Raw genomic sequence first — 24,057 nt, forward strand, 5'->3', positions numbered from 1 at the left:
TAACAAGAAAGCACCACATAGAAGCCCCGCTGAAAGCGGATAAAACCTTTTATCTTGGTAGTTTTCAGTTAATTACACAGAGAAATATTTCGTATTACGCGTTCAGCTTGCTGTGTTTATATTTTCAATTTTGTAGCACGCAGAATACTCAAAAAGGAGCGTAAGTCATTTTAAAACATGTTACAGGGAGAATAAGATACAAAGACATTCTTGCTGATGAATACATCTATGCTGCATCGCAAGAGAAAGCGTGGTGAGTCGCGATTAAATAAGGCACACATATAAAACGGCACTGGCAACCTTTCGACGAAGAGGACGAATAAGAAGGCCTACTCGGAATGTGATGATAAATGAAGACTGTTCGTTGCTTGAAGACAAGTATGATGTCTTTAAATACAAAAAAGCCCGGCATAGAGCCGAGCTTTTGGTACACAGTTTCCAGAGTAACTCTGAAAAGCATAATTCCCGATAAGAGGAAATTAACGCTTAGAGAACTGTGGACGACGACGTGCTTTACGTAGACCAACTTTCTTACGTTCAACGCAACGAGCGTCACGAGTAACGTAGCCAGCTGCGCGTAGAGCAGGACGTAGAGACTCATCGTATTCCATAAGCGCGCGAGTGATACCGTGACGGATAGCACCAGCTTGACCAGAAATACCGCCGCCTTTAACTGTTACGTAAAGGTCTAGCTTTTCAGTTAGTTCAACTAGCTCTAGAGGTTGTTGTACAACCATACGTGCTGTTGGACGACCGAAGTATTCGTCAAGGTTACGCTTGTTTACTACAATGTTACCGCTGCCTGGTTTAATGAAAACACGTGCAGCTGAGCTTTTGCGACGGCCAGTGCCGTAGTATTGATTCTCTGCCATTTTCGAAATCCCCAATTAGATGTCTAGTACTTGTGGTTGTTGAGCAACATGGTTGTGCTCAGCGCCCGCGTAAACTTTTAGCTTACGGTACATAGCACGGCCTAGAGGACCACGTGGAAGCATGCCTTTAACTGCAAGCTCAAGAGCCATCTCAGGTTTACGATCGATCAACTTTTCAAAAGTGATAGATTTTAGACCACCTGGGAATTCAGAGTGACGGTAGTACACTTTGTTCTTAGCTTTGTTACCAGTTACAGCAACTTTCTCAGCGTTGATAACGATGATGTAATCACCAGTGTCAACGTGAGGAGTGTATTCAGCTTTATGTTTGCCACGTAGGCGAGATGCAATTTCACTTGCTAGACGGCCAAGAGTTTTACCTTCAGCGTCTACAACGTACCAGTCGCGTTTTACAGTTTCTGGTTTAGCAACGAAAGTTTTCATGCTAACAATAACCCGTTAATTAAATTTTAAACTTTAAAGGAACACCCAATAGTGCTCCCACACTGTCTAAGAGCCCAGTCATCACCCCTTCGAGTCGTTGGTACTCTCGACCTTCAATTTCGAAATAACTTCGATAATCAGGTCTGCAGTAACGGTGGGTCGCAGGATTATAGAGAAGAGCGAAGAAAAAATCACCTTTTTTTGCGCCAAATCACTAATTTTTTCTTCACTTTTTTAAGAATCCTTTGGATCTAGGCCAAATGTTCACGCGCGAGATACTCATGACTTTGCATCTCAGTAAGCCGAGACAAACAGCGCTTAAATTCGAACTCTAACTGCCCATCAGTATATAAGTCGGACATTGGCACTTCAGCAGAAATAATCAACTTAACATTGCGCTCGTAAAACTCATCGACTAGCGCGATAAAGCGTCTCGCCGCATCATCTATTTTTCGGTTCATTTGTTGAACATCTGCCAGTAATACAGTGTGGTAAATACGAGACAATTCAATGTAGTCATTTTGACTGCGAGCAGTTTGACACAACTGAGCAAACGACGCATGCAGCACCCCGTCGCTTGCTTCAATCACCGCTAGTTGACGGTGGTTAACTTCGATTTGATGAGCAACAAACTGACGCTCTCCAGTCAGCTGCTGATAATATTTGTTAAGGTTTATGCTAGCCTGCTCATCAAGCGGGTAATGGTATATTTCAGCCTGTTCTAACGTTCTTAAGCGATAATCAACGCCACTATCGACATTCAACACTTCACAACGTGCCAAAATCATATCGATAGCGGGCAAAAAGCGCGCTCTTTGCAAACCGTTACGATATAAGTTCTGCGGCTCGATGTTTGAAGTCGCGACTAGGATCATCTGCCGCTTGAACATTTCTTGAAGTAGCGTTGCAAGGATCATCGCATCAGTAATGTCGGAAACAAAAAATTCATCAAAGCAAACCACATCTGCTTCTTCTTTAAATTTATCCGCCACTTTTGATAGAGGATTTTCGACATCACCTAACAGCTTCAACTCATCATGTACTCGATACATAAATCGATGGAAGTGGACGCGCATTTTTCTTTGGGTCGGTAAAGCATCAAAAAATGCGTCCATAAGGTAGGTTTTACCGCGACCTACCCCACCCCAAAAGTAAAGGCCTTTTGGTGGTTCAGGCTTGTCGATTTTTTTCCCCATTAGCTTTTGCCATTTGGAAAGCTGAGGCACAGGCGCTGACTGAAATTCAACGATAGCATGGTAAAGCTTGTCTAATGCAACGACCGCTTGATACTGAGCTTCATCACGCTGAAACCCGTGTTCTGCTATGTCTTTTTGATATTGTTGTAGTGGTGTCATCGTATTAAGTCGTATAGAGGTATAGAGAAAAGGGTTACCTCGGGGTCAACTTTGAGAATAGAGAGAAGTAGTTATCAGTCCCCGAAGACATACTGCTATTTTTCTTTATCGGCTGTTCAAGCCATAGTAACATGGACGAGCACCGCGTGTAACTAAGTAGTAAAAGACTTGTTAAAACAACTATAAGGAGCAGTTATGCCTTGGATTTATGCCATTGTGGGTTTGCTGGTCGGTACAATCGTAGGCGTAGTCATTAGTAGACTAACCACCCCTGAATACAAGAAACAAAAGTCTGTGCAGAAAGAACTTGAAGCGGCCAAGTTTGAATTAGAGCAACAACGTCAAGAGCTCGTCGATCATTTTGCACAAACCGCAGAAATGTTGGACACCCTAGGTAAAGATTACACCAAGCTATACCAACATATGGCCAAGACCTCTTCTGAGCTTTTGCCAAACTTACCAGAACAAGACAACCCGTTTGATAAGAAAACGGCAATGTCATCTGAAACCATTGCAGAAGATCAACCAGAGTTTAACGAACAACCAAAAGACTACGCTAATGGCGCCACCGGTCTTTTGAAGGATCAAGAGAAAGAAATCATTAATGCTCCCGAAGCGGTAACCGCAAAAGCATCATAATCCTCTCTTACTTCTATCTAGGGCCGATACATTTGTATCGGCCCTTTTTTGAACTTTTTCCCCTCACCTTCGCTCTAACTTGGATGTGCACTGCCTCCCCTTTTGATTATCCGAACTAGACCCTATATTAGTTATTAACAAAGTGAACGAAACGTTCGGATATTTCTTTTTGGCAGACATGTTTCAAGAGGAGTTATTGGATGAAAAAACCACTGCTTGCGCTCACCGTTCTATCTCTGAGTTTGGGTTCGATTATTGCCCCAGTTCAAGCCACTGCCGCATTACCTTTGAATGTGGATGGCCAACAGTTACCTAGCTTGGCACCAATGCTTGAGAAGGTGACCCCAGCTGTTGTGAGTATTGCTGTAGAAGGTAAACAAGTACAAACCAGCCGCATTCCCGAGCAATTTCAATTTTTCTTTGGCCCAGACTTTCCTATGGAACAAAGGCGAGAGCGCCCGTTCAGAGGTTTAGGGTCTGGTGTCATTATTGATGCGAAGAAAAGCCATATTGTCACTAACTACCACGTGATCAAGGGAGCAGATGAGATTCGAGTTCGCCTCTTTGACGGGCGCGAATATGACGCTACGCTCGTTGGCGGTGATGAAATGGCCGATGTTGCGTTACTTAAATTAGAGAAAGCAAAAAACTTAACGCAGATTAAGGTCGCGGATTCCGACAAACTGCGTGTCGGTGACTTTACGGTTGCGATTGGTAACCCATTTGGACTCGGTCAAACTGTGACTTCGGGTATTGTTTCAGCCCTTGGTCGTAGCGGCTTAAACGTTGAAAACTTCGAAAACTTCATCCAAACCGATGCCGCAATTAACAGCGGTAACTCTGGCGGTGCATTGGTCAACCTTAATGGTGAGCTGATCGGTATTAATACTGCAATTTTAGGCCCTAACGGCGGTAATGTGGGTATTGGCTTTGCGATTCCATCAAACATGATGAAAAACCTCACTGATCAAATTCTAGAGTTTGGTGAAGTCAAACGCGGCATGTTGGGTGTGCAAGGTGGCGAAGTAACCTCTGAGCTAGCTGATGCATTGGGTTACGAGTCAAGTAAAGGTGCCTTTATTGGTCAAGTCGTACCGGACAGCGCAGCCGATAAAGCAGGATTAAAAGCCGGTGACGTAATTGTATCGGTGAACGGCAAAGCGATTAATACTTTCTCAGAGCTCCGCGCAAAAGTGGCAACACTGGGCGCAGGTAAAGAAATCACATTAGGTGTGGTTCGAGATGGTAAGAATAAAACCTTTGATGTAACGCTTGGCGAATCTACGAATATGAAAGCTAAAGCGGAGACATTACATGAGGGACTCAAAGGGGCGGAATTAAGCAATACAACACCAAGTGATGTAATCCAAGGTGTTAAAGTATCGAGCGTTGCAGATAACTCTCCAGCGGCTCAATATCAATTACAACAAGGTGACATTATTATCGGTGTGAACCGTCAACGAGTGAAAAACCTTGCCGAGCTTCGTACAATCGTAGAGAAACACAAAGGTGTACTGGCTCTTAATATTCAACGTGGTGAACGTACTATTTATCTTGTCATTCGTTAACCACTTTCAAAGTGATAGAAAATAAGGTTTTCGATGCATAGCACTGAGTGATAAGGCTCGATCACTTTTCCTTATCGCTCAATAACTAATGAAAAGGGCAGCGCGATGACGTGCTGCCCTTTTGTTATTTTTCAATGTAATGCTATTCTTCATCTTCGATGCCATTTTGGCGCTCACGCATGGAGAGGATATGCTCAGCTTTTTATTACGTTCTGTCTTTTTAGGCTTGGCTACTGCCGCAGTGGTATTACTGGCGGTTCCATCTTTGCGCAACAACGTAATTCCTGCCGCGCTTGATCCTCAACCTGTTAATATCGCATCAGTCGAGTTGACGTTTAATCAAGCGGTCCGAAGAGCAGCGCCTGCCGTGGTAAACATCTACAGTCGTAAGTATGTTGAGAATGATCGCAGTAAACTCTCGACTCAAGGTCTGGGGTCAGGTGTCATTGTTAGTGAGAAGGGCTACATCATTACTAACTATCATGTGGTTGCTCAAGCTGATCAAATTGTTGTGGCATTACAAGACGGCAGAGCCGCAGCGGCTCAGCTCGTAGGGACAGATAAACGTACTGATATAGCCGTACTGCGTGTCGAAGGTTCGAATTTGCCCGTAATCCCTCTGAACTCTAATTACAAACCACAAGTGGGCGATGTAGTACTAGCCATCGGTAACCCATACAACCTTGGACAAACCACAACGTTCGGCATTATTTCAGCCACAGGTCGTTCATCTATTAGCGACGGCCGTCAAGCATTCATTCAAACCGATGCCGCCATCAATGAAGGTAACTCTGGTGGAGCCCTAGTGAACACACAAGGCGAGCTCGTCGGCATTAACACCGCCTCTTTTCAGCAAGCGACAGACTTAGAAACTTACGGTATTTCTTTTGCGATCCCTGCGCCGCTAGCCAGTAAGATCATGCAGAAAATCATCGCTGATGGCCGCGTGATTCGTGGTTATATTGGAATCGACGGCCAAGACATTAATGCGGTCACTGCTCGCCTGCTTGGAAATGAACACATAGGTGGTATTGTCGTACTTGGTATTGATCCAAATGGTCCAGCCAATGCGGCAGGCTTCCAAAAGCAGGACATCATTATCAGTATTGATGGCAATAAAGTGCAAGGGCGTCAGAGCGTTATGGATATCGTCACCGATTTACGTCCTGGCACCACCGTGGACGTCGGTATCATTCGCAAAGGAAAAGAGATGACCTTGAAAGTCACCATTGCCGAAGACAAGCAAGAAGCATAAAAAATCCCAGCCATTGGCTGGGATTTTTATTTGTGCGTTACTCGCTATCGCTCGGTGTTTCCGTCGTATCGGAATCATCTAGCTCAACTTCAATGCGAGTGACTCGCTGCAAACCTCTCGGTAATAACCCACCTCGGCGACCACGTTCGCCACGGAAGTTATCAAGGTCAGACGGTTTAAGACCCAACTTTCGCTTACCCGCGTACAGCGTTAACGATGCACCTTTTGGTAAAGACATTAAGTGAGATAGTACTTCTTCTCGCTCTTTTGCTTTAGCAGCAGGAATGTTGATGATCTTATTCCCTTTACCTTTCGCCAGTTGTGGCAAGTCTTTGATTGGGAACAGCAGCATGCGACCTTGGTTAGTGATTGCTAAGATTTCATCAGAGTCTAAATCTTCAATCTCTTTTGGCGTCATGATCTCAGAGTTGGCAGGTAAAGTGACGAGCGCTTTACCACTGCGGTTTTTAGACAGCAAGTCCGCGCCTTTACATACAAAGCCGTAACCTGCATCTGAGCCCACCAGCCACAGCTGCTCTTCTTCACTCATGATGACTTGGCGAATACTGCTACCAGCCGTAATATTCAAGCGACCGGTAATCGGCTCACCTTGACTACGAGCAGAAGGCAGTGAGTGCGATTCCAGAGAGTAACTTCGACCGTCACTACCTAGGAATACCGCAGGCTGATTACTCTTACCTCGAGCATGCGCTAAATACTTATCACCCGACTTATAGTTTAAGCCTTCGGCATCCACGTCATGGCCTTTCGCGTGACGAATCCAACCTTTCTCAGAAAGCACAACCGTGATTGGCTCACTTGGTACGAGGTCACGTTCAGTCAGCGCTTTTGCTTCTGCACGCTCAACCATTGGAGAGCGACGGTCATCACCGTATTTCTCTGCGTCTGCTTTGATTTCTTTTTTCAGTAGTGTGTTCAGACGACGCTCAGAACCGAGTAGCTGTTCTAGCTTCTCACGCTCTTTCTCTAGCTCGTCTTGCTCACCACGGATCTTCATCTCTTCTAGTTTTGCTAGATGACGAAGTTTGGTATCTAAAATTGCATCCGCTTGGATATCGGTAATACCAAAGCGTTCCATCAGCACCGCTTTTGGATCGTCTTCAGTACGGATGATCTCAATCACTTCATCTAGGTTGAGGTAAGCAACCAACAAACCTTCCAAGATGTGTAGACGAGCCATGACTTTGTCTAGGCGGTGTTGTAGACGACGACGCACAGTCGTACGACGGAACTCGATCCACTCAGATAGAATTTGCACCAGACCTTTAACTTGAGGACGGTTATCCAAACCAATCATGTTCAAGTTAACGCGGTAACTGCGCTCAAGATCCGTTGATGCGAACAAATGGTTCATCAACAAATCACAATCGACGCGGTTTGACTTAGGCACGACAACAATACGCGTAGGGTTCTCGTGATCCGATTCGTCACGAAGATCGTCAACCATTGGCAGCTTCTTCGCACGCATCTGGTTAGCGATTTGCTCAAGCAGTTTGGCACCCGATACTTGGTGAGGCAAAGAAGTGATAACAATATCAGAACCTTCTTTATGCCAAACCGCGCGCATTTTGATGCTGCCACGACCGTTGCGGTAAATCTTCTCGATATCCGCTTGCGGCGAGATAATTTCTGCTTCTGTTGGGTAATCCGGACCTTTGACATACTGCATCACGTCCGGCAGTTCTGCTTTCGGGTTGTCGATCAAATGAATAGTCGCATCTGCGATTTCACGAACGTTGTGCGGTGGGATGTCTGTTGCCATACCAACGGCAATGCCGGTTACACCGTTAAGCAGGATATGAGGCAGACGTGCTGGCAACATTTGTGGCTCTTTCATTGTGCCATCAAAGTTAGGTTGCCATTCAACCGTGCCCTGACCAAGTTCGCCAAGCAATACTTCAGCAAACTTAGACAGTTTTGCTTCGGTATAACGCATTGCCGCAAATGATTTCGGATCATCTGGCGCACCCCAGTTACCTTGACCATCCACTAATGGATAGCGGTAAGAGAATGGCTGAGCCATCAATACCATCGCTTCGTAACACGCTGAATCACCGTGCGGATGGTATTTACCTAGCACGTCACCAACGGTACGTGCAGATTTTTTGTATTTTGCTGATGCAGAGAGACCAAGCTCTGACATCGCATAAATGATGCGTCGTTGAACCGGCTTTAAGCCATCACCAATGTATGGCAAGGCGCGGTCCATGATTACGTACATCGAGTAGTTCAGATAAGCGTCTTCAGTGAACTTGCGCATTGGCAATTGTTCGACGCCATCGTAGGTAATTTCTGTAGACATCCGTTACACCTCTGCCAAGTCGCCGTTGTTTTGTAGCCAAGAACGACGGTCATCTGCACGCTTTTTACCTAGCAGCATGTCCATCATTTCCATGGTCGCCGTAGAGTCGTCAATGGTTAACTGCACTAAGCGACGCGTGTTCGGATCCATGGTGGTTTCACGCAACTGAAGTGGGTTCATCTCACCCAGACCTTTGAATCGTTGCACGTTGATTTTGGCTTTCTTCTTCGACAAGCGCTCTAAAATGCCATCTTTTTCATCATCATCGAGGGCGTAGAACACTTCTTTCCCGCAGTCGATTCGATACAGAGGCGGCATCGCCACATAGATATGACCCGCTTCCACTAGTGCGCGGAAGTGACGAGTAAATAGAGCACAAAGCAGCGTTGCGATGTGAAGACCATCCGAGTCCGCATCGGCAAGGATACAGATCTTACCGTAACGAAGACTCTCGAGGTTGTCGCTATCTGGGTCAATACCCAAAGCAACAGAAATATCGTGTACTTCTTGAGACGCAAGAACTTGATCGGCAGAGACTTCCCACGTGTTCAAGATCTTACCACGCAGTGGCATCACGGCTTGGAATTCACGGTCACGCGCCTGTTTTGCCGAGCCACCCGCAGAGTCACCCTCCACAAAGAAGATTTCAGTGCGACTTAAGTCCTGTGCTGAACAGTCGGTCAACTTGCCTGGCAGTGCCGGACCGGACGCCACTTTCTTACGTACGACTTTTTTCGCCGCTCGCATACGACGGTGCGCGTTAGCGATACAGACTTCTGCCAATTGCTCTGCGAGCTGAGGCTTTTCGTTCAACCAAAGGCTGAACGCATCTTTGACTACGCCAGAGACAAATGCCGCGGTTTGACGAGAAGAGAGACGTTCCTTGGTCTGGCCTGCAAATTGCGGGTCTTGAATCTTAACCGACAGCACGTAAGAACAGCGGTCGAAAACGTCATCACCCGTTAGCTTCACACCACGAGGTAATAGATTACGGAACTCACAGAATTCGCGCATCGCTTCCAACAAGCCTTGGCGTAAACCATTAACGTGCGTACCACCTTGAGCGGTTGGGATTAGGTTAACGTAGCTTTCGGTGATCATCTCACCGCCTTCTGGCTGCCAAATTACCGCCCAGTTTGCCGCTTCAGTATCCGCCAAGAACTCACCAGTAAATGGTTCTTCAGGAATAACTGGATAGCCTTTTACACCTTCCGCAAGATAGTCTTTCAAACCATCTTCGTAGTACCACTTATAGTCTTTGCCATTAACTTTGTCGGTTAATGTGATTTCTAAGCCCGGACACAAAACCGCTTTTGCGCGCAGGTTGTTGACTAGGCGCGTCACAGAGAAGTTAGCCGAATCGAAGTACTTCGCATCAGGCCAGAAATGTACGCTGGTACCGCGATTGCGACGACCACATGTGCCAGTTACGGTCAGATCAGACACTTTCTCGCCGTGTTCAAATGCAATTTCATACACTTGACCATCACGACGAACTGTTACTTCAACGCGTTTTGACAACGCGTTTACTACAGATATACCTACCCCGTGCAAACCACCAGAGAATTGGTAGTTTTTGTTAGAGAACTTACCACCCGCATGTAGCTTACATAGAATTAGCTCTACGCCTGATACTTTCTCTTCTGGGTGGATATCAACAGGCATGCCTCGACCATCATCGATCACTTCGAGTGATTGGTCAGCATGTAGGATGACTTGTACTTTTGAGGCATGTCCGGCTAGCGCTTCATCGACACTGTTGTCGATAACTTCTTGGCCCAAATGGTTTGGGCGCGCTGTATCCGTATACATCCCTGGTCGGCGACGTACTGGCTCTAAGCCATTCAGTACTTCAATGGCACCAGCATTATATTGTTCAGTCATAATACGGAATTATTCTCAAAGTTTACTTGTTGCCTGAGTATCACCAATGGGCGTACCCATACTCAGGAAACGAAAAAGCCACCCTGTTCACATCACTAAGAGTTTGTAAACATGATGCATAACAAAGTAGCCAGGGTCCTCGACCCTTAAGATCTTTTGGCAAAACATAGTCGGAAAGCATACCGCCCATGTCAAGAAACGGTTGGATATATCAATAAAAACTATGAGCCTTTTCCAATCGCTTTCGAATTACAGTTCTAGAAATTCGATAATCTGTGCAGGATAACGCTCAAAGCCTACAAAACTGTGATCACCGCCTTGTTCTACTGTTTGCTTAGCGTCTGCAAACTTATCTACCGCTTGTCGATAGTCTAAAACCTCATCTTCTGTTTGTTGCAATAACCAAAAAGAATGTGGCGACGCGATGCTTTGTACATCAAGAGCTTTTAACTCGTCAATATGACAAGCTTCAAGTGTATAGGTTTCATGCGTATATGGGTTAGTTTGCTTACCCAAATAATCTACTAGCAACTCATAAGGCTTGACTGCGGGGTTGACCACTACCGCTTTAAACCCAAACTTGTCATTTAGCCACGTTGACATAAAACCGCCTAATGAGCTGCCCACTAGACCAATTTTATAGTCGTCTTTATATTGCTCGATAATATCCAACAACATTTTCGCCGCTTGCTGAGGATAACAAGGTAACTGGGGAACAATCACCTTAATATCAGGCCTATGTTGCTCGCAGTAGGCTCTCATCACATTCGCTTTCATGGAGAGTGGAGAGCTATTAAAGCCATGGATATAGAGAAGAAGTGAAGGTTTACTCATAGATATCTCGCACAAAAAAGCGAGCCCGAACAGAGAGCTCGGGCGCGTTAGTAGCCGTTAGAAGAGAAGTCTGGTTGGAACTGGCCATCGGGAAGCCGACCTACTTGGGTCGTAATATCGCCACAAGCGTGTAGTTGCAGCTCCCGCCAACCAGGCGAAGTGGTATCAAGGGCAAAATCATCCGAGTTAGGCTTAAACTGAACACAAGTTGAGGGTGTTGCCATCACTCGAATGCCCTTGTGAAGCACATTCATATCTTGATGAACATGACCACAGAGAATGCCTTTCACGTTATTAAAACGCTCGACAACCTGCCAAAACGCTTCGGCATCTTTTAAAGTATGTTGATCAAGCCACGCGCTTCCCACCAGTAACGGGTGATGATGCAACAAAACAAGTGTGTGTCTTTCTGGGTGTTCGGCTAGCTTTTCTTCGAGTAGCGTTAATTGCTGATCACTCAAGCGCCCATGAGGAACGCCAACCACTTGCGAGTCTAAAAGAATTAACTGCCAATGCTCGCCAATCAATACATGCTCTGCGGCTTTGATTTGTGGCGAAGGCAAAACACTGCCCATATTAGGCTTGTAATCATGATTACCAGGTAGCCAAAAACAGTCTTTCTCTAGCGGTTCAATGCCGTTGGCAAAGCGCTGATAAGATTCTGCACTATGGTCTTGGGAAATATCCCCCGTCGCCAAGATGTAATCAAACGCCACGTTGCGGCGTAAAACATCAGCAACAACAGCATTGAAGCTATCGACTGTTTTTACGCTTAGCAAACTTCCCTCATCGGCAGCAAACAGATGAGTATCCGTAATTTGTAAAAGTTTGATGCTGTCACTAGATGATTGCAAAATGAAAACCTGATTCGTCCACTATATCGTTATTTGTTATTTTCCTTTAGTGACGTGACGATCAATTGAAGGCAAGTGGTGTTCTACTGATACCACTTCGTAAACAAAACGTCAGCCATTCACCGAGGAATGTGTTTAATTGATGCTTTTCATCTTTCTGCATCAGTTGGTCATTGGGATAATCATACTTAGCTTTTATGCGAGAGAACTCTCCGCTTGAGCATACTTCGGCTACTCTCGCATCATGATAAAGCCTGACAGACATCGTCGGTAAAGGAAACACTGGCGTTTCATCACTCTGACATATCTCAACAACTGTGGTGTATTTTGTGATTTCATTCACGGTCAATTGGTAAACCATGTTCGCCGCTTGGTAGCAACGTACATCCCCAACTTCGGCAGAAGCAGGCAATAAGGCGTTCAACTTAGCGTAGTTGGTCTCATACGTTCTCATAAGACCAGCTAAATCAACATGATATTGTTGTTTTTCAGCCAATTGTGCCATTACTCACTCTCCACCGTTTGGGATTGTCCCCATTCTGACTTTAACTCTTGATGGTGTAATTGCAGCCATTGCAACGCAATAATCGACGCACCATTTTCAAATTTCCCGTCCTTCACCCATTGATACGCCGTTTCACGACTCATGACATGAACTCGGATATCTTCATTCTCATAGTCTAAACCATGAATGCCGTGCGCTTTAGACGCATCCACTTCACCAACAAAGACGTCTAGCTTTTCCGAGCAACCACCAGCCGAAGGATAATAAGAAGTGACAGGTATAACGCGCCCCACCTGAATCCCCGCTTCTTCGACAGCCTCTCGACGAATTACGGCTTCAGCTGATTCATCGCGGTCAATCATACCGGCGACAATTTCTAGCTGCCAAGGGTGTTCATGTTCCAACGCGCCAATACGAATCTGTTCAATGATTACGACCTGGTCCGTCTTTGGATCATAAGGAAGCATCGCTGCTGCGTGACCACGCTCGAACATTTCTCGTTCGACAACTCCACTCCAACCACCAGCAAATAGCCTATGCTGAAAGCGGTATTTCACCATTTTGAAAAAACCTTCAAATAAGGTTTCTTTCGAGATGACTTTTACATCTCGCGAAGTAAAATCTTGTTGTTGTTTGTCACGCTGTTGCATTCAACACCTCTCTGAGTGAATCCTGTAGTTTACTCATTGTTATTCGCTTGCTCAAAGGACTTGGCTCAACTTTTTGTATAATAGTTACAAATTAATTTAAGTCTTCGCTAAAAATTTATTGCACAAGTGGATAATTACGTGTAAAAAAGTGCAAACTTTAGAGTAAATATCGTGCAAATTGAGTTAAACTACTGAGAATTAACCAATCTATGGACCGCGGGAATAGAAAATGAAAAAATTGCTTCCACTATTTATCAGTGCAGCGCTAGGTAGCATGAGTACGTCTGCGTTCGCAGACTCTTTGGCTGAAATCTACGACTTGGCAAAACAAAATGATCCACAATTGCTCAGTGTAGCAGCACAACGTGACCAAGCTTTCGAAGCAATCACCTCAAGCCGTAGTGCTCTATTACCACAGATCAACCTTACTGCGGGTTACAATTTAACTCGTGGTGATACTGAATACGATTCAAATCTAATTAGCGACGTATCAAACGATGGCAACGCGCTAACCGCTGGCGTTAGCTTTTCACAAGCACTTTACAACCGCGCATCTTGGATCTCTCTAGATACTGCTGAGAAAAGTGCTCGCCAAGCAGACGCAACTTACGCAGCGACGCAACAGGCACTGATTCTTCGCGTGTCACAAGCGTATTTTGAAGTTCTACGCGCACAAGATAATCTTGTTTTCGTACGTGCAGAAAAAGCCGCGGTTGGCCGTCAACTTGAGCAAACTAAACAGCGTTTTGAAGTAGGTTTGTCTGCAATCACTGACGTGCATGACGCACAAGCTCAGTACGACCAAGTGCTAGCGGACGAAGTGTTGGCAGAAAACGCGCTAACTAATAGCTACGAGTCACTGCGTGAAATTACAGGCCAAGAGCACAAAGATCTCAACATTTTGGACACTGGCCGCTTCACTGCTAGCCCATCGACCGTACCAGCTGAATCCCTCATTGATGAAGCAAAAACCAAAAACCTGACCTTGCTATCTTCACGTATTCTTCAAGACATTGCGCGTGACAATATTTCACTAGCAAGCTCTGGCCACCTACCAACGCTCTCTCTAGACGGTGGTTACAACTACGGTGATACTTCTCATAGCTCTCGTGACAACACGACAGACAACTTCAATATTGGTGTGAACCTTGCTGTACCGCTATACACAGGTGGTAACGTAACCTCTCAAACCAAACAAGCTGAATACGCGTACGTGGCAGCAAGCGAAGATCTTGAAGCACAGTACCGTAGCGTAGTCAAAGATGTTCGCGCACAAAACAACAACATTAACGCCTCTATCGGCGCATTACGTGCGTATGAGCAAGCGGTTATTTCTGCACGCTCTGCACTAGAAGCAACAGAAGCTGGCTTTGATGTAGGTACTCGTACTATCGTTGATGTACTGGACGCGACTCGTCGTCTATACGATGCGAACAAAAACCTATCGAACGCTCGTTACGACTACATTTTAAGTGTTCTTCAGCTACGCCAAGCAGTTGGTACGCTAAGCGAACAAGACATCTTGGACGTTGATGCAGGTTTGAAAGCGGCAAAATAACCGCGAACTGAATACTTCAGGTCTTAATAAATAAAAAACGCCAGTTGAGTTATCAGCTGGCGTTTTTTATTACTTGTAGTTCAGAGCTTAAAAGTGCCTCTGAACTACAAGTATCAAAAAGGCCGCACTTAGCGACCTTTATGAGCAAATAGCATTTCAATGCTAACAAACAGCAGCCTTAGCCCTTACCGCCTTTGATTGCATTAATGATTTCACTGGTCGAGCAGCCATCTTCAAAGTTCAATACACGAACTTCACCACCCGCCGCAATGACTTCTTTACCACCAGCAATCTCTTCTGGTTTGTAGTCACCGCCTTTTACTAGCAAGCTTGGTAGAACTTCTGAGATCAAACGCTGCGGCGTATCTTCACTAAATGGTACAACCCAATCCACAGCGCCCAAACCTGCCAACACCGCCATGCGGCGATCGGTTGGGTTTACCGGACGACCAGGGCCTTTAAGGCGTTTTACTGACTCATCGGTATTAACCGCAACGATTAGGCGATCGCCCAGTTCAGCAGCATGGTTTAAGTAAGACACATGCCCAGCGTGTAGAATATCAAAGCAGCCGTTTGTCATAACGACTTTCTCGCCACGAGCACGTGCTTTTTTCACCGCTTCGATCAGTGCTTTTTCTGAAATCACACCGTAATCCGTGTCTTGGCTGCCATGTACCGCTTCTGCTAATTCAATCTCAGAAAGCGTTGACGTGCCTAGTTTACCAACCACAACACCTGCCGCTGCGTTTGCTAGTGCACACGCTTCTTCAAATGATTTGCCTGCGGCAACAGACGCTGCCAATACAGAGATAACCGTGTCGCCCGCACCTGTCACGTCGTACACTTCTTTCGCTTGAGTTGGAAGGTGGAACGGTTCCTGGCCACGACGAATCAAGGTCATTCCGTTTTCGCTGCGTGTCACTAAAAGCGCTTCAAATTCAAACTCTTCAACCAAAGCCAGTGCTTTCTCTACTAGCTCTTGGTCAGATTTCACTTTACCTACAACGTCTTCGAACTCTTTCATGTTTGGCGTAAGAAGTGTTGCGCCACGGTAGCGTTCAAAATCCGCACCTTTCGGGTCAATGAAAACCGGAATATTTGCTGCGCGCGCTTTTTGAATGTATGCCTGAACATGCTCTAACGAACCTTTTGCGTAGTCAGACATAATCACGGCTTTAACGTTTGGCAGTGCGGCATCCATACGTGATAGCACAGGTGCAGAATCTGTGTTTTCAAACTTGTCTTCGAAGTCGAGACGAATAAGCTGTTGTCCACGGCTCATTACGCGAAGCTTCGTAATCGTTGGGTAATCAGGCAGTGCAACGAAATCGCACTTCACATTGAGTGAGCTCAGCGTCTCCGTCAGCACTTTTGCAGGCTCATCTTCCCCAGTTAGACCAACAATGTGAGCATGGCCACCTAGTGATGCGATGTTCATCGCAACGTTCGCAGCACCACCAGGACGCTCTTCATTGTTTTCTACTTTTACAACAGGAACCGGCGCTTCAGGAGAAATGCGCCCGGTTGGGCCATACCAGTAACGATCTAGCATGACATCACCGATGATGAGCACACCAGCGCTGTTGTAATCAGGTAGAATTGGTTTCATTGTTGGTCTCCAAAAATTAAATCGAAGTGAGTTTATCACAGCCCTTATCGAGGCTAAATATATGGTCTTAACTGAACCACTGATTCCAAGCCTGTTTTACCCACTCCCTTTCGGCAACAAACTTATCTTCCACCACATCAGCGTCTAAATTGAGTAGATTTCGGCGGTGTATTTCGTTGCGCATTGTCGTGTAAGCACGTATCAACTGCATTGCTTGGTCTTCGTCCATAACATCTTGCGCAATGAGCGTTTCAAAGATGCGCACATTATCACACCAACGCGTCAATTTCGGCTTATCGTGACTATAGTTGAGCACTAGGTACTGAGCGAGAAATTCGATATCGGTAATCCCACCTACATCTTGCTTGAGCATAAAGCGGCCTGGCTTTTTCCCCCCAAGATGACCGCGCATTTTTTCTCTCATTTCGACAACGTCTTTTTTCAGTTCAGCTTGATCGCGTGCTTTGCACAACACATCATGCCGCGTATTGTGAAATGCTATCGCCAGTGGTTCATCACCATAAATCATGCGCGCGCGGACAAGTGCTTGATGCTCCCATGTCCACGCGTCTTGATGTTGATAGTCGTCGAACGCGTCCGTTGGGCTAACCAACAAACCCGATGCACCGGACGGACGCAATCGGGTATCGACCTCGTATAAAATACCGGAAGCGGTGCGAGTGGAGAAAATATGAATGATACGCTGTGCTAAACGAAGGTAGAACTGACGACCATCAATCTCTTTTTTGCCGTCAGTGTAGACATTGACTGGGCAGTCATGCATGAAGACAATATCCAAGTCGGAGTTATAGCCGAGCTCCCACCCTCCGACTTTACCATAACCAATTACAGCAAAGCCTTTACCTTCACGATCTTTCACATGCGTTGGCTCGCCGTACTTTTCAGACACTTGCAACCAAGCCTGACTGACCACCGCATCCACGATAGCTTCCGCTAAGTAAGTTAAATGGTCACTCACTTTCATCACTGGCAATGCGCCAGCAATATCTGCCGCTGCAATACGCAAAATACAAATTTGCTTAAACTGACGCAACGCTTCCATTTGCTGTTCCATATCATCTTCAGGAATACGCGCCAAATAATCACGCAGCTCTGTACGGTAACTGTCTAATGGAATGGGATTGTACAGCTGCGCAGGGTCGATCAACTCATCAAGCAAGATAGGATAACGAGACAGCTGCTCTGAAATCATTGGGCTTGCGGTACACAAACGTACGAGCTGCACCAGAGCCGCTGGATGCTCATCCAATAATTCCAAGTAAGTCGTGCGAGTGCAGATGTTGTGTAGCAAGTGAAGTACACGAGATAAACCAAACTGTGCATCAGGATGGGCAAAGACCGCATCAAACACTTTCGGCATCAAACGATTGAGCACTTCGCGTCCACGTGGGCCTAACGTTTTTTTGGCCAGATCGGTTTTAAAGTTGATGATGGTTTTCGCGCATGAAGCAAAGTCTTCAATCTGAATATCCTGCTGCAAGATATGCTCAAGAACGTCTTGTTTGTCGGCCATATCCCATAGCTCATGAAAATGACGAGCAACGGTAGTCCCCTCGTCTTCTTCATCATCACCAATTAGTGATTCAAAAACTTGGTGAACATTTGCCATATGCTGCTGGGTTTGCTCAATCAATTGCTCCCAACAGCTCATTTTCATCGCGGTGGCGAGCTTTAAGTGTTCGGTTTCGCAATCAGGCAGCGTCTGGGTTTGCTTATCCGCCATTGCTTGCAACAAGTTTTCTAATTGACGCAAGTACTTGTATGCGGCTTCTAGATCGCTGACTTCTTGTGGAGTAAGCAATGCCAGTTCTTCAATGCCTTGCAGCGTTTCCAACAGCCCTCGATTACGTAAAGAAGGTTCTCGACCACCTCGAATCAATTGAAAAACTTGAGCGATAAATTCAATTTCTCGGATGCCACCCGCACCTAGCTTAATGTTGTTATTCAACCCTCGGCGGCGAACCTCGCTACTGATCATCGACTTCATTCGTCGCAAAGATTGAATCGCACTGAAATCAATATAACGACGAAAAACAAAAGGGCGCAGCATTTGGCGTAGCTCTTGATACTGCGGGTACATCTCACATCCCATCACCCGAGCTTTGATCATCGCGTAACGTTCCCAATCTCGCCCCTGCTCTTGGTAATAATCTTCAAGTGCGGCATAGCTCATTACCAAGGGGCCACTTTCTCCAAATGGGCGAAGTCGCATGTCGACGCGGTAGCAAAAACCATCGAAGGTTTGTTGGTCGAGCGCTTTGATGATGCGTTGACCAAGACGAGTAAAGAACTGGGCATTAGCAATGCTTCGGCGTGCGCCTTGGGTTTCGCCATTCTCTGGGTACGTGAAAATTAAATCAATATCGGAAGAAAAGTTTAGCTCGCCACCACCCAGTTTCCCCATACCGATAATTAACATCGGCTGCACTTCACCGTCCTCACTTGTTGGCGTGCCCCACTCCTGACAACACACTTGATATTGCCATTGATAGGTTTCAAAAATCATCGCTTCTGCCAACTCAGATAAGTGGCTTAAAGACGTCTCTAGCGACCATGCATGCGTGAAATCCTTCCACGCAATGTACACCATTTCTCGGTTGCGAAACTGACGCAACACGCGATGGCCAGACATCTCATCAGGACATTGTTCCAACAGTTCAGCAAGGCGTGAGCGGTAAGACTCCTGACGACTTGGCTGCGCTAACATACTTGGCAACTCACGGGCTAGGACTTCATCGCGATGAATGGCTTCGGTTATAAATTGGCTTAAGCCCGCCACATAACGAAATTGCTGCGCAACCTCATCGGGCCAAAGGGGAAAATAACCTGCGTCTTGGGCGTTTTGTACGGCAGATTCAGCGATAGAAATCAGTGGCGAAGGCAGCTGCATTTTTCTTCCTTGTTTGAAAAGCACGGTAACTCATTCTTTATACCAGACTGAAAGCAAATAAAAACGCCCACAAAAGGTTTGTGGGCGTTTTATCAAAAGTTCGGGATCGAATATTAAACTTGGAAAGATTTGATCTTCTTGTCTAGCTCACCTGCATTATTTTGCATCATTTCAGAGGTTTCTAGCAGCTCGGTAACAACAACAACTGAGGCTTCCACCAACTCACGTACATTGGTGAGGTTTTGGCTCATCTCTTCTGCAACACTGCTTTGTTGACCAGACGCCGTCGCGATCTGGAAGTTCATGTCATTGATTTGCGTCACTTGCCCAACAATACCATCGAGCTCAGATCCAGCATTAGAAACCAGCTCGTTTCCATCTGCCGCTTCTACAACGCTTTTTTCCATGAGTTCTACCGCAGATTCAGCACTGGTTTGCAGCTGTGCGATCATCTCTTGAATTTCTACCGTCGCTTGTTGTGTGCGTTGGGCAAGGTTACGAACTTCATCTGCAACCACAGCAAAACCCCGCCCAGCCTCGCCAGCTCGCGCCGCTTCAATCGCCGCATTCAGTGCAAGCAGGTTGGTTTGTTCAGAAATGCCTTGAATCGTCCCCACAACGCTACCAATGGCTTCAACACGTTCTTCAACTTGGTTAACAGCTTGTGCCGATGAAGCGATATCCGACGAAAGTTCACTCATTTTCGCCATTGTACTTTGCAAGAACTGCTGACCAGAAATTGCTTGCGCGGAAGCTTGCTCTGTCAGAGAAGAGGCCGTCTGGGCATGTTCCGCAACCGTTTGGACCGTCGACGACATTTCACTCATCGCCGTAGCAAGTTGATCAATTTCGTTAAACTCTTCTTGCGCCGATTCCTTCGTTTCCGACATGCTCAGTGTCATGATTTCGGTGAGCGTTGATAATTCATCAGACGCATTAATTTGCATTTGAATCACATCGTGCAATTGTCGACGTGTCTTTTCTAATTCACGTGCCACGTCTCCGTATTCATCTTTACAATCCATACCAAATGGAACAGAGAGGTTCTTGCTCGCCATCAGTTTGATCGCGTCGCTCAGATACTGTGTTTGACGCAACATCACTCTAGCCGCCGCTAATAAGAGCACGACAAAAACCACTATCAATAAGGCGGTTTGCCAAGCAACTTGCGTTAAGTATGCTTCATAATGCTGTTGGGCAACTTGCGCGTTTTGTGTCGCCGCTAAAAGTGAGTCGTAAAAAGTGTTTGCGTCCCACAGTTGTTTTGCCACGATCAGGACAGTACTGAAGACCATCAGCATGACCATTTTAGGCACCAGTCGAATGTCGGATATGACCCTTTCCCATGGCTTAAATGCCAGCTTTTCCATTGTCAGTTCTCCACCGAGTCTTATATAGTCTTTATCTATAATCTTTATATTACTTATAGTTATGTTCGCGCTTTGCGTGGTTACGCGATTTATTTTGAGCTTCGTATGAAAAACAATGATATCAAAGACAGCACACGACCGATGGGCCTGTTGTCACTAATATTGTCTTTTATGGCACTATTTGTGATCTCTGGCTTGTTGTTTTTCCCGATCGATCACGAAACCCGTCAAGTTCTTATCGGTCTGGATTTCATAATCTGTAGTATTTTTCTACTACAGCTCACCATTGATTTGATCCGGTCCACAGATCGCTGGTTATTCCTTAAACGTCATTGGATAGATTTCGTGGCGAGCATCCCATTGATAGAGCCCCTGCGCTTTGCTCGTATTTTTCATATTATGCGAGTGGTATTAGTACTGCGTTCGTCAAAGTTCATTTTGCATCAGCTCAAAGAAAACCGCCGCGAAACCACGGTCGCCTCTATACTGCTATTGATGGTTATCCTCATAACACTCGGTTCTAGTGCAATGCTGTTTATCGAAGCGAAAAACCCAGAAGCGAATATTCGTACTGGCGCCGATGCTTTGTGGTGGGTATTTGTAACAATCTCAACGGTTGGTTACGGCGATCATTATCCAGTGACCTCCATAGGAAAGTTTTTGGCTGTCATCATCATTGTTTGCGGGGTGGGTATCTTTGGTATGATCTCGGGTCTTATCACCTCTATCCTTACTGCCCCAACGAAACAACAGACGCACAGTTCAATCAATAAAGAACGTATGCTCGAGCGGCTCCTAAGCCAACAAGCGCAAATACTAGAACGACTCGATTTCATGGAAAAAGAGCTACAACAACGTAAAACAGAGACAAAAAAATAGGACCATGCGGTCCTATTTTTTTGTTCTTATCACCAGAACGATCATTCACGCCAATAAGGCTGAACTTCCACACTGATCGCTCGGGTTTGATCCATTGCATGTAAAATTGAGCGCTCTTGACGGTGTAACCAGCGTTCTAACTGCTCTTTTTCTGCGTCTTCCAGCATATCAACCAACGGGAGCAAGTGGTTCAGCATTAGCAGATCATCGATACCATGCACTAGATCCGCCCATGGTAAACGGAAGCTGTTACGCTCATCCGAATTATACAAACTCGCGAAACCAATACCAGTATAGAGGTTACGCAATAAGCGATAACGCTGATCAACGTACTCTTGCGCCGTCAAATCGCGCTCTGCTGGGAAAGCTTCCATTAGCTCAGCCCAAGTGCGATCGAGCTGAGTAACTGAAAACGGCATGATGTTACTTGCCATTTTTTCACGTGCTTTTTCATCAAGAAATGGCTGCCAACCGCGTGCTAAGATCCAGCGGCTTAGATCCAGCAGTAACCCTGTGTAACGCGCGGAATTGAGCAACCCTAGCACTTCTTCACGGCTTGGCAACTCTTGTAACTGCTGAGTCAGCTCAGATACTAAGAACTTACGTGCATCCAACTTACGCAGCACATTGCCTTTGTCATCTAAGAGCTCTTCAAGGTGTGCATACTCATCTAACCAACTCAGTTCTTCTTCCAACCATTTAAGCTCTTGGCGCAGAATCGCACTCGCGCGACGAGGGACAATCCCGCCAAAAATAGTCAATGTTTGACGAATGAAACGAATGGCATTACTGATTTCACGCAGTGCTTCCACGCTGTCACGCTCAGCATAAATTTGCTCGTGATAATGCCAATGAGACAAAGCGTGCTCTAAAGAGTTGATCAAGCAAAATTCAACGGTATCCGTCGGACTACTGTCCACAAGTGCCAATGATTTTACTTCATCACCCGCATAACCGCTTGCAAGTCGATAACCTTTCGCCGCTTTGCTCAAGTTACCCAAGCGCATACCGCCTTGCTCGCAAAAGCTACGTGCCAGTGTGAATAAAGCTTCGGTTTGGCCAGACTTAAGTTCCAGTTCAACTTCGCAAATTGGCTCTTGCTTCTCTTCTTCGTCTTCACCTTTGGCTACAACTAAGCCTTGGTCAAAAGCAACTTCAATCTGACTGCCATCGGGCATGCCAATCAGCCATTGTTCACGTGTGAAGTTAGTCGAGAATAATGGCATAAGCTCGGATTGCAGCGTTTCTGCATCTTTACCTGGAGGCCAAATATCTAGAGGATGAAGCGACAGATTAGGCTCGTCGCTAGTGTGCTCAGCATTGTATTCTGGTCTTTGATGTAAGCCTGCGACGACGCGTCCTGCTGTCTTTACGGTTTGGACGAATACATCATCAAAACGGCGAATTCTTAAACCAATGTCGTGCTTTCGAAGCCATTTATCGGCAGTATCAAAATAGGTGTTACCCAAGTCACGACAACTATGCTGAAGTACTTTTGTCTCAGAAATTTTTTCTTTTAAAGTTTCTGAAAATTCAGGAGAAACAAAAAACTTCAGTTCTATTTCGGTTTCCATAGCTATACCTTTCAAAGCAGATAGAAACAGGATATTGCGTAATTTCTCACACGGCAAGAGAGAAATATCGCCGGAATGATGATCTAAAACAGTTTTAATGAGCGATTTAATGCGTTACCATGCGCGCCTTTATAGCCATCGTTCAACATTTCGCCAAGCACTCAGAAATGGTGTATGTTTTTTTAAGGTTATAGTTATTAGGTTGAATGACCATGCCAGTAAATACAATTATGGGGTTATTTGCAAAGTCCCCAATTAAGCCTTTGCAACGCCACGTTGTGTGTGTCAACGAATGTTGTTCACACTTGGTGAAATTCTTTGAAGTATCTTCAAAGGGTGATTGGGAAAAAGCAGCAGAAATCCGTGCACAAATTTCTCACCTAGAGAAAGAAGCGGATGTGCTGAAACGTGAAATCCGTCTAAAACTGCCTCGCGGTTTGTTCATGCCAGTCGACCGTACTGACATGCTTGAGCTTTTGACTCAACAGGACAAACTTGCAAACCTGGCAAAAGACATTGCTGGCCGTGTATATGGTCGTCAACTTGTCATCCCTGAGGCTCTCCAACCAAACTTCCTCGCTTACGTTCAACGTTGTCTTGATGCTGCCGATCAGGCGCAAAAGGTAATCAATGAACTTGATGAATTGCTAGAAACCGGCTTCAAAGGCCGTGAAGTGACGCTCGTCGCTGAAATGATTCATCAATTAGACGTTATCGAAGATGATACCGATGCCATGCAGATTGAACTTCGCCAACAGTTGATGGTGATTGAAGCTGACATGAACCCTATCGATGTCATGTTCCTGTACAAGATTCTTGAATGGGTAGGTGGTATTGCCGACCAAGCGCAGCGCGTAGGTGCTCGTTTGGAAGTCATGCTATCTCGATCTTAAAACATAAAGTTAACGACATAACGAAGAGCATAATTAACACGTGTCATAGGGACGATGACTATTTTCATCGTCTTATGGTT

Annotated in this window: 19 protein-coding genes; 6 read left to right on the forward strand and 13 right to left on the reverse strand. The window is 45.7% G+C overall.

Features of this window, described 5'->3' with window-relative positions; all coding sequences use genetic code 11:
• Positions 1-479 precede the first annotated feature (479 nt).
• From rpsI to zapE, 3 genes are all read right to left on the reverse strand, one after another.
• Positions 480-872 carry a 30S ribosomal protein S9 gene (gene rpsI / locus R7F07_RS12790; RefSeq protein ID WP_005372876.1) on the reverse strand — a complete coding sequence of 131 codons (393 nt, stop codon included), beginning with the start codon at positions 870-872 and terminating at the stop codon, positions 480-482.
• Positions 873-887: 15 nt separating this feature from the next.
• The gene (gene rplM / locus R7F07_RS12795) at positions 888-1,316 is read right to left on the reverse strand and encodes a 50S ribosomal protein L13 (protein ID WP_005372872.1); all 429 of its coding nucleotides are present in this window, start codon (positions 1,314-1,316) and stop codon (positions 888-890) included.
• 251 nt (positions 1,317-1,567) lie between these two features.
• Positions 1,568-2,671 carry a cell division protein ZapE gene (gene zapE, locus R7F07_RS12800; protein WP_054578498.1) on the reverse strand — a complete coding sequence of 368 codons (1,104 nt, stop codon included), beginning with the start codon at positions 2,669-2,671 and terminating at the stop codon, positions 1,568-1,570.
• Between the two features lie 195 nt (positions 2,672-2,866).
• Here zapE and zapG point away from each other — a divergent pair, with 195 nt between their 5' ends.
• The 3 genes from zapG to degS all read left to right on the forward strand — a co-directional run bounded on the left by zapG (position 2,867) and on the right by degS (position 6,133).
• Positions 2,867-3,310 (forward strand): Z-ring associated protein ZapG, encoded by a 444-nt coding sequence (gene zapG, locus R7F07_RS12805; RefSeq protein ID WP_005379861.1) that lies wholly within the window; start codon positions 2,867-2,869, stop codon positions 3,308-3,310.
• Between the two features lie 200 nt (positions 3,311-3,510).
• A complete protein-coding gene (locus R7F07_RS12810) occupies positions 3,511-4,878 on the forward strand; it encodes a Do family serine endopeptidase (RefSeq protein ID WP_171342777.1) in 1,368 nt (455 codons plus the stop codon).
• 190 nt (positions 4,879-5,068) lie between these two features.
• Complete coding sequence (gene degS / locus R7F07_RS12815) at positions 5,069-6,133, forward strand: outer membrane-stress sensor serine endopeptidase DegS (protein WP_017633606.1); 1,065 nt, start codon at positions 5,069-5,071, stop codon at positions 6,131-6,133.
• 37 nt (positions 6,134-6,170) lie between these two features.
• Here degS and parC read toward each other — a convergent pair whose 3' ends face one another.
• The 6 genes from parC to nudF form a co-directional block, all read right to left on the reverse strand.
• Positions 6,171-8,456: a DNA topoisomerase IV subunit A gene (gene parC / locus R7F07_RS12820; protein WP_005379870.1), complete on the reverse strand. Its 2,286-nt coding sequence runs from the start codon at positions 8,454-8,456 to the stop codon at positions 6,171-6,173.
• A 3-nt stretch (positions 8,457-8,459) separates the two neighbouring features.
• Positions 8,460-10,340: a DNA topoisomerase IV subunit B gene (gene parE / locus R7F07_RS12825; protein WP_005387417.1), complete on the reverse strand. Its 1,881-nt coding sequence runs from the start codon at positions 10,338-10,340 to the stop codon at positions 8,460-8,462.
• 249 nt (positions 10,341-10,589) lie between these two features.
• Positions 10,590-11,174: an esterase YqiA gene (gene yqiA, locus R7F07_RS12830; RefSeq protein WP_017820245.1), complete on the reverse strand. Its 585-nt coding sequence runs from the start codon at positions 11,172-11,174 to the stop codon at positions 10,590-10,592.
• Positions 11,175-11,221: 47 nt separating this feature from the next.
• Positions 11,222-12,028 (reverse strand): 3',5'-cyclic-AMP phosphodiesterase, encoded by an 807-nt coding sequence (gene cpdA, locus R7F07_RS12835; RefSeq protein ID WP_025768398.1) that lies wholly within the window; start codon positions 12,026-12,028, stop codon positions 11,222-11,224.
• Between the two features lie 61 nt (positions 12,029-12,089).
• A complete protein-coding gene (locus R7F07_RS12840; RefSeq protein ID WP_017633603.1) occupies positions 12,090-12,533 on the reverse strand; it encodes a DUF1249 family protein in 444 nt (147 codons plus the stop codon).
• Entirely contained in the window at positions 12,533-13,183 is a 651-nt protein-coding gene (nudF, locus tag R7F07_RS12845) for an ADP-ribose diphosphatase (protein WP_025768397.1), read from the reverse strand. The genes R7F07_RS12840 and nudF overlap by 1 nt, the downstream gene beginning before the upstream one ends.
• A gap of 229 nt (positions 13,184-13,412) precedes the next feature.
• Here nudF and tolC point away from each other — a divergent pair, with 229 nt between their 5' ends.
• Entirely contained in the window at positions 13,413-14,741 is a 1,329-nt protein-coding gene (gene tolC / locus R7F07_RS12850) for an outer membrane channel protein TolC (RefSeq protein ID WP_005379884.1), read from the forward strand.
• A 178-nt stretch (positions 14,742-14,919) separates the two neighbouring features.
• Here tolC and hldE read toward each other — a convergent pair whose 3' ends face one another.
• The 3 genes from hldE to R7F07_RS12865 form a co-directional block, all read right to left on the reverse strand.
• Positions 14,920-16,350, reverse strand: a complete 1,431-nt coding sequence (gene hldE, locus R7F07_RS12855; RefSeq protein WP_017633601.1) for a bifunctional D-glycero-beta-D-manno-heptose-7-phosphate kinase/D-glycero-beta-D-manno-heptose 1-phosphate adenylyltransferase HldE — start codon at positions 16,348-16,350, stop codon at positions 14,920-14,922.
• Between the two features lie 67 nt (positions 16,351-16,417).
• A complete protein-coding gene (gene glnE / locus R7F07_RS12860; protein ID WP_171342778.1) occupies positions 16,418-19,261 on the reverse strand; it encodes a bifunctional [glutamate--ammonia ligase]-adenylyl-L-tyrosine phosphorylase/[glutamate--ammonia-ligase] adenylyltransferase in 2,844 nt (947 codons plus the stop codon).
• Positions 19,262-19,374: 113 nt separating this feature from the next.
• Entirely contained in the window at positions 19,375-20,631 is a 1,257-nt protein-coding gene (locus tag R7F07_RS12865; protein WP_171342779.1) for a methyl-accepting chemotaxis protein, read from the reverse strand.
• Between the two features lie 105 nt (positions 20,632-20,736).
• Here R7F07_RS12865 and R7F07_RS12870 point away from each other — a divergent pair, with 105 nt between their 5' ends.
• Complete coding sequence (locus R7F07_RS12870) at positions 20,737-21,510, forward strand: potassium channel family protein (protein ID WP_171342780.1); 774 nt, start codon at positions 20,737-20,739, stop codon at positions 21,508-21,510.
• 41 nt (positions 21,511-21,551) lie between these two features.
• Here the strand turns inward: R7F07_RS12870 and R7F07_RS12875 are convergent, their stop codons facing one another.
• Positions 21,552-23,084, reverse strand: a complete 1,533-nt coding sequence (locus R7F07_RS12875; protein ID WP_171342781.1) for an inorganic triphosphatase — start codon at positions 23,082-23,084, stop codon at positions 21,552-21,554.
• A gap of 212 nt (positions 23,085-23,296) precedes the next feature.
• Here R7F07_RS12875 and R7F07_RS12880 point away from each other — a divergent pair, with 212 nt between their 5' ends.
• Positions 23,297-23,977, forward strand: a complete 681-nt coding sequence (locus tag R7F07_RS12880) for a TIGR00153 family protein (RefSeq protein ID WP_005379896.1) — start codon at positions 23,297-23,299, stop codon at positions 23,975-23,977.
• Positions 23,978-24,057 lie beyond the last annotated feature (80 nt).

The organism is Vibrio sp. YT-16 (assembly GCF_033337405.1).
GTDB classification, from domain to species: domain Bacteria; phylum Pseudomonadota; class Gammaproteobacteria; order Enterobacterales; family Vibrionaceae; genus Vibrio; species Vibrio alginolyticus.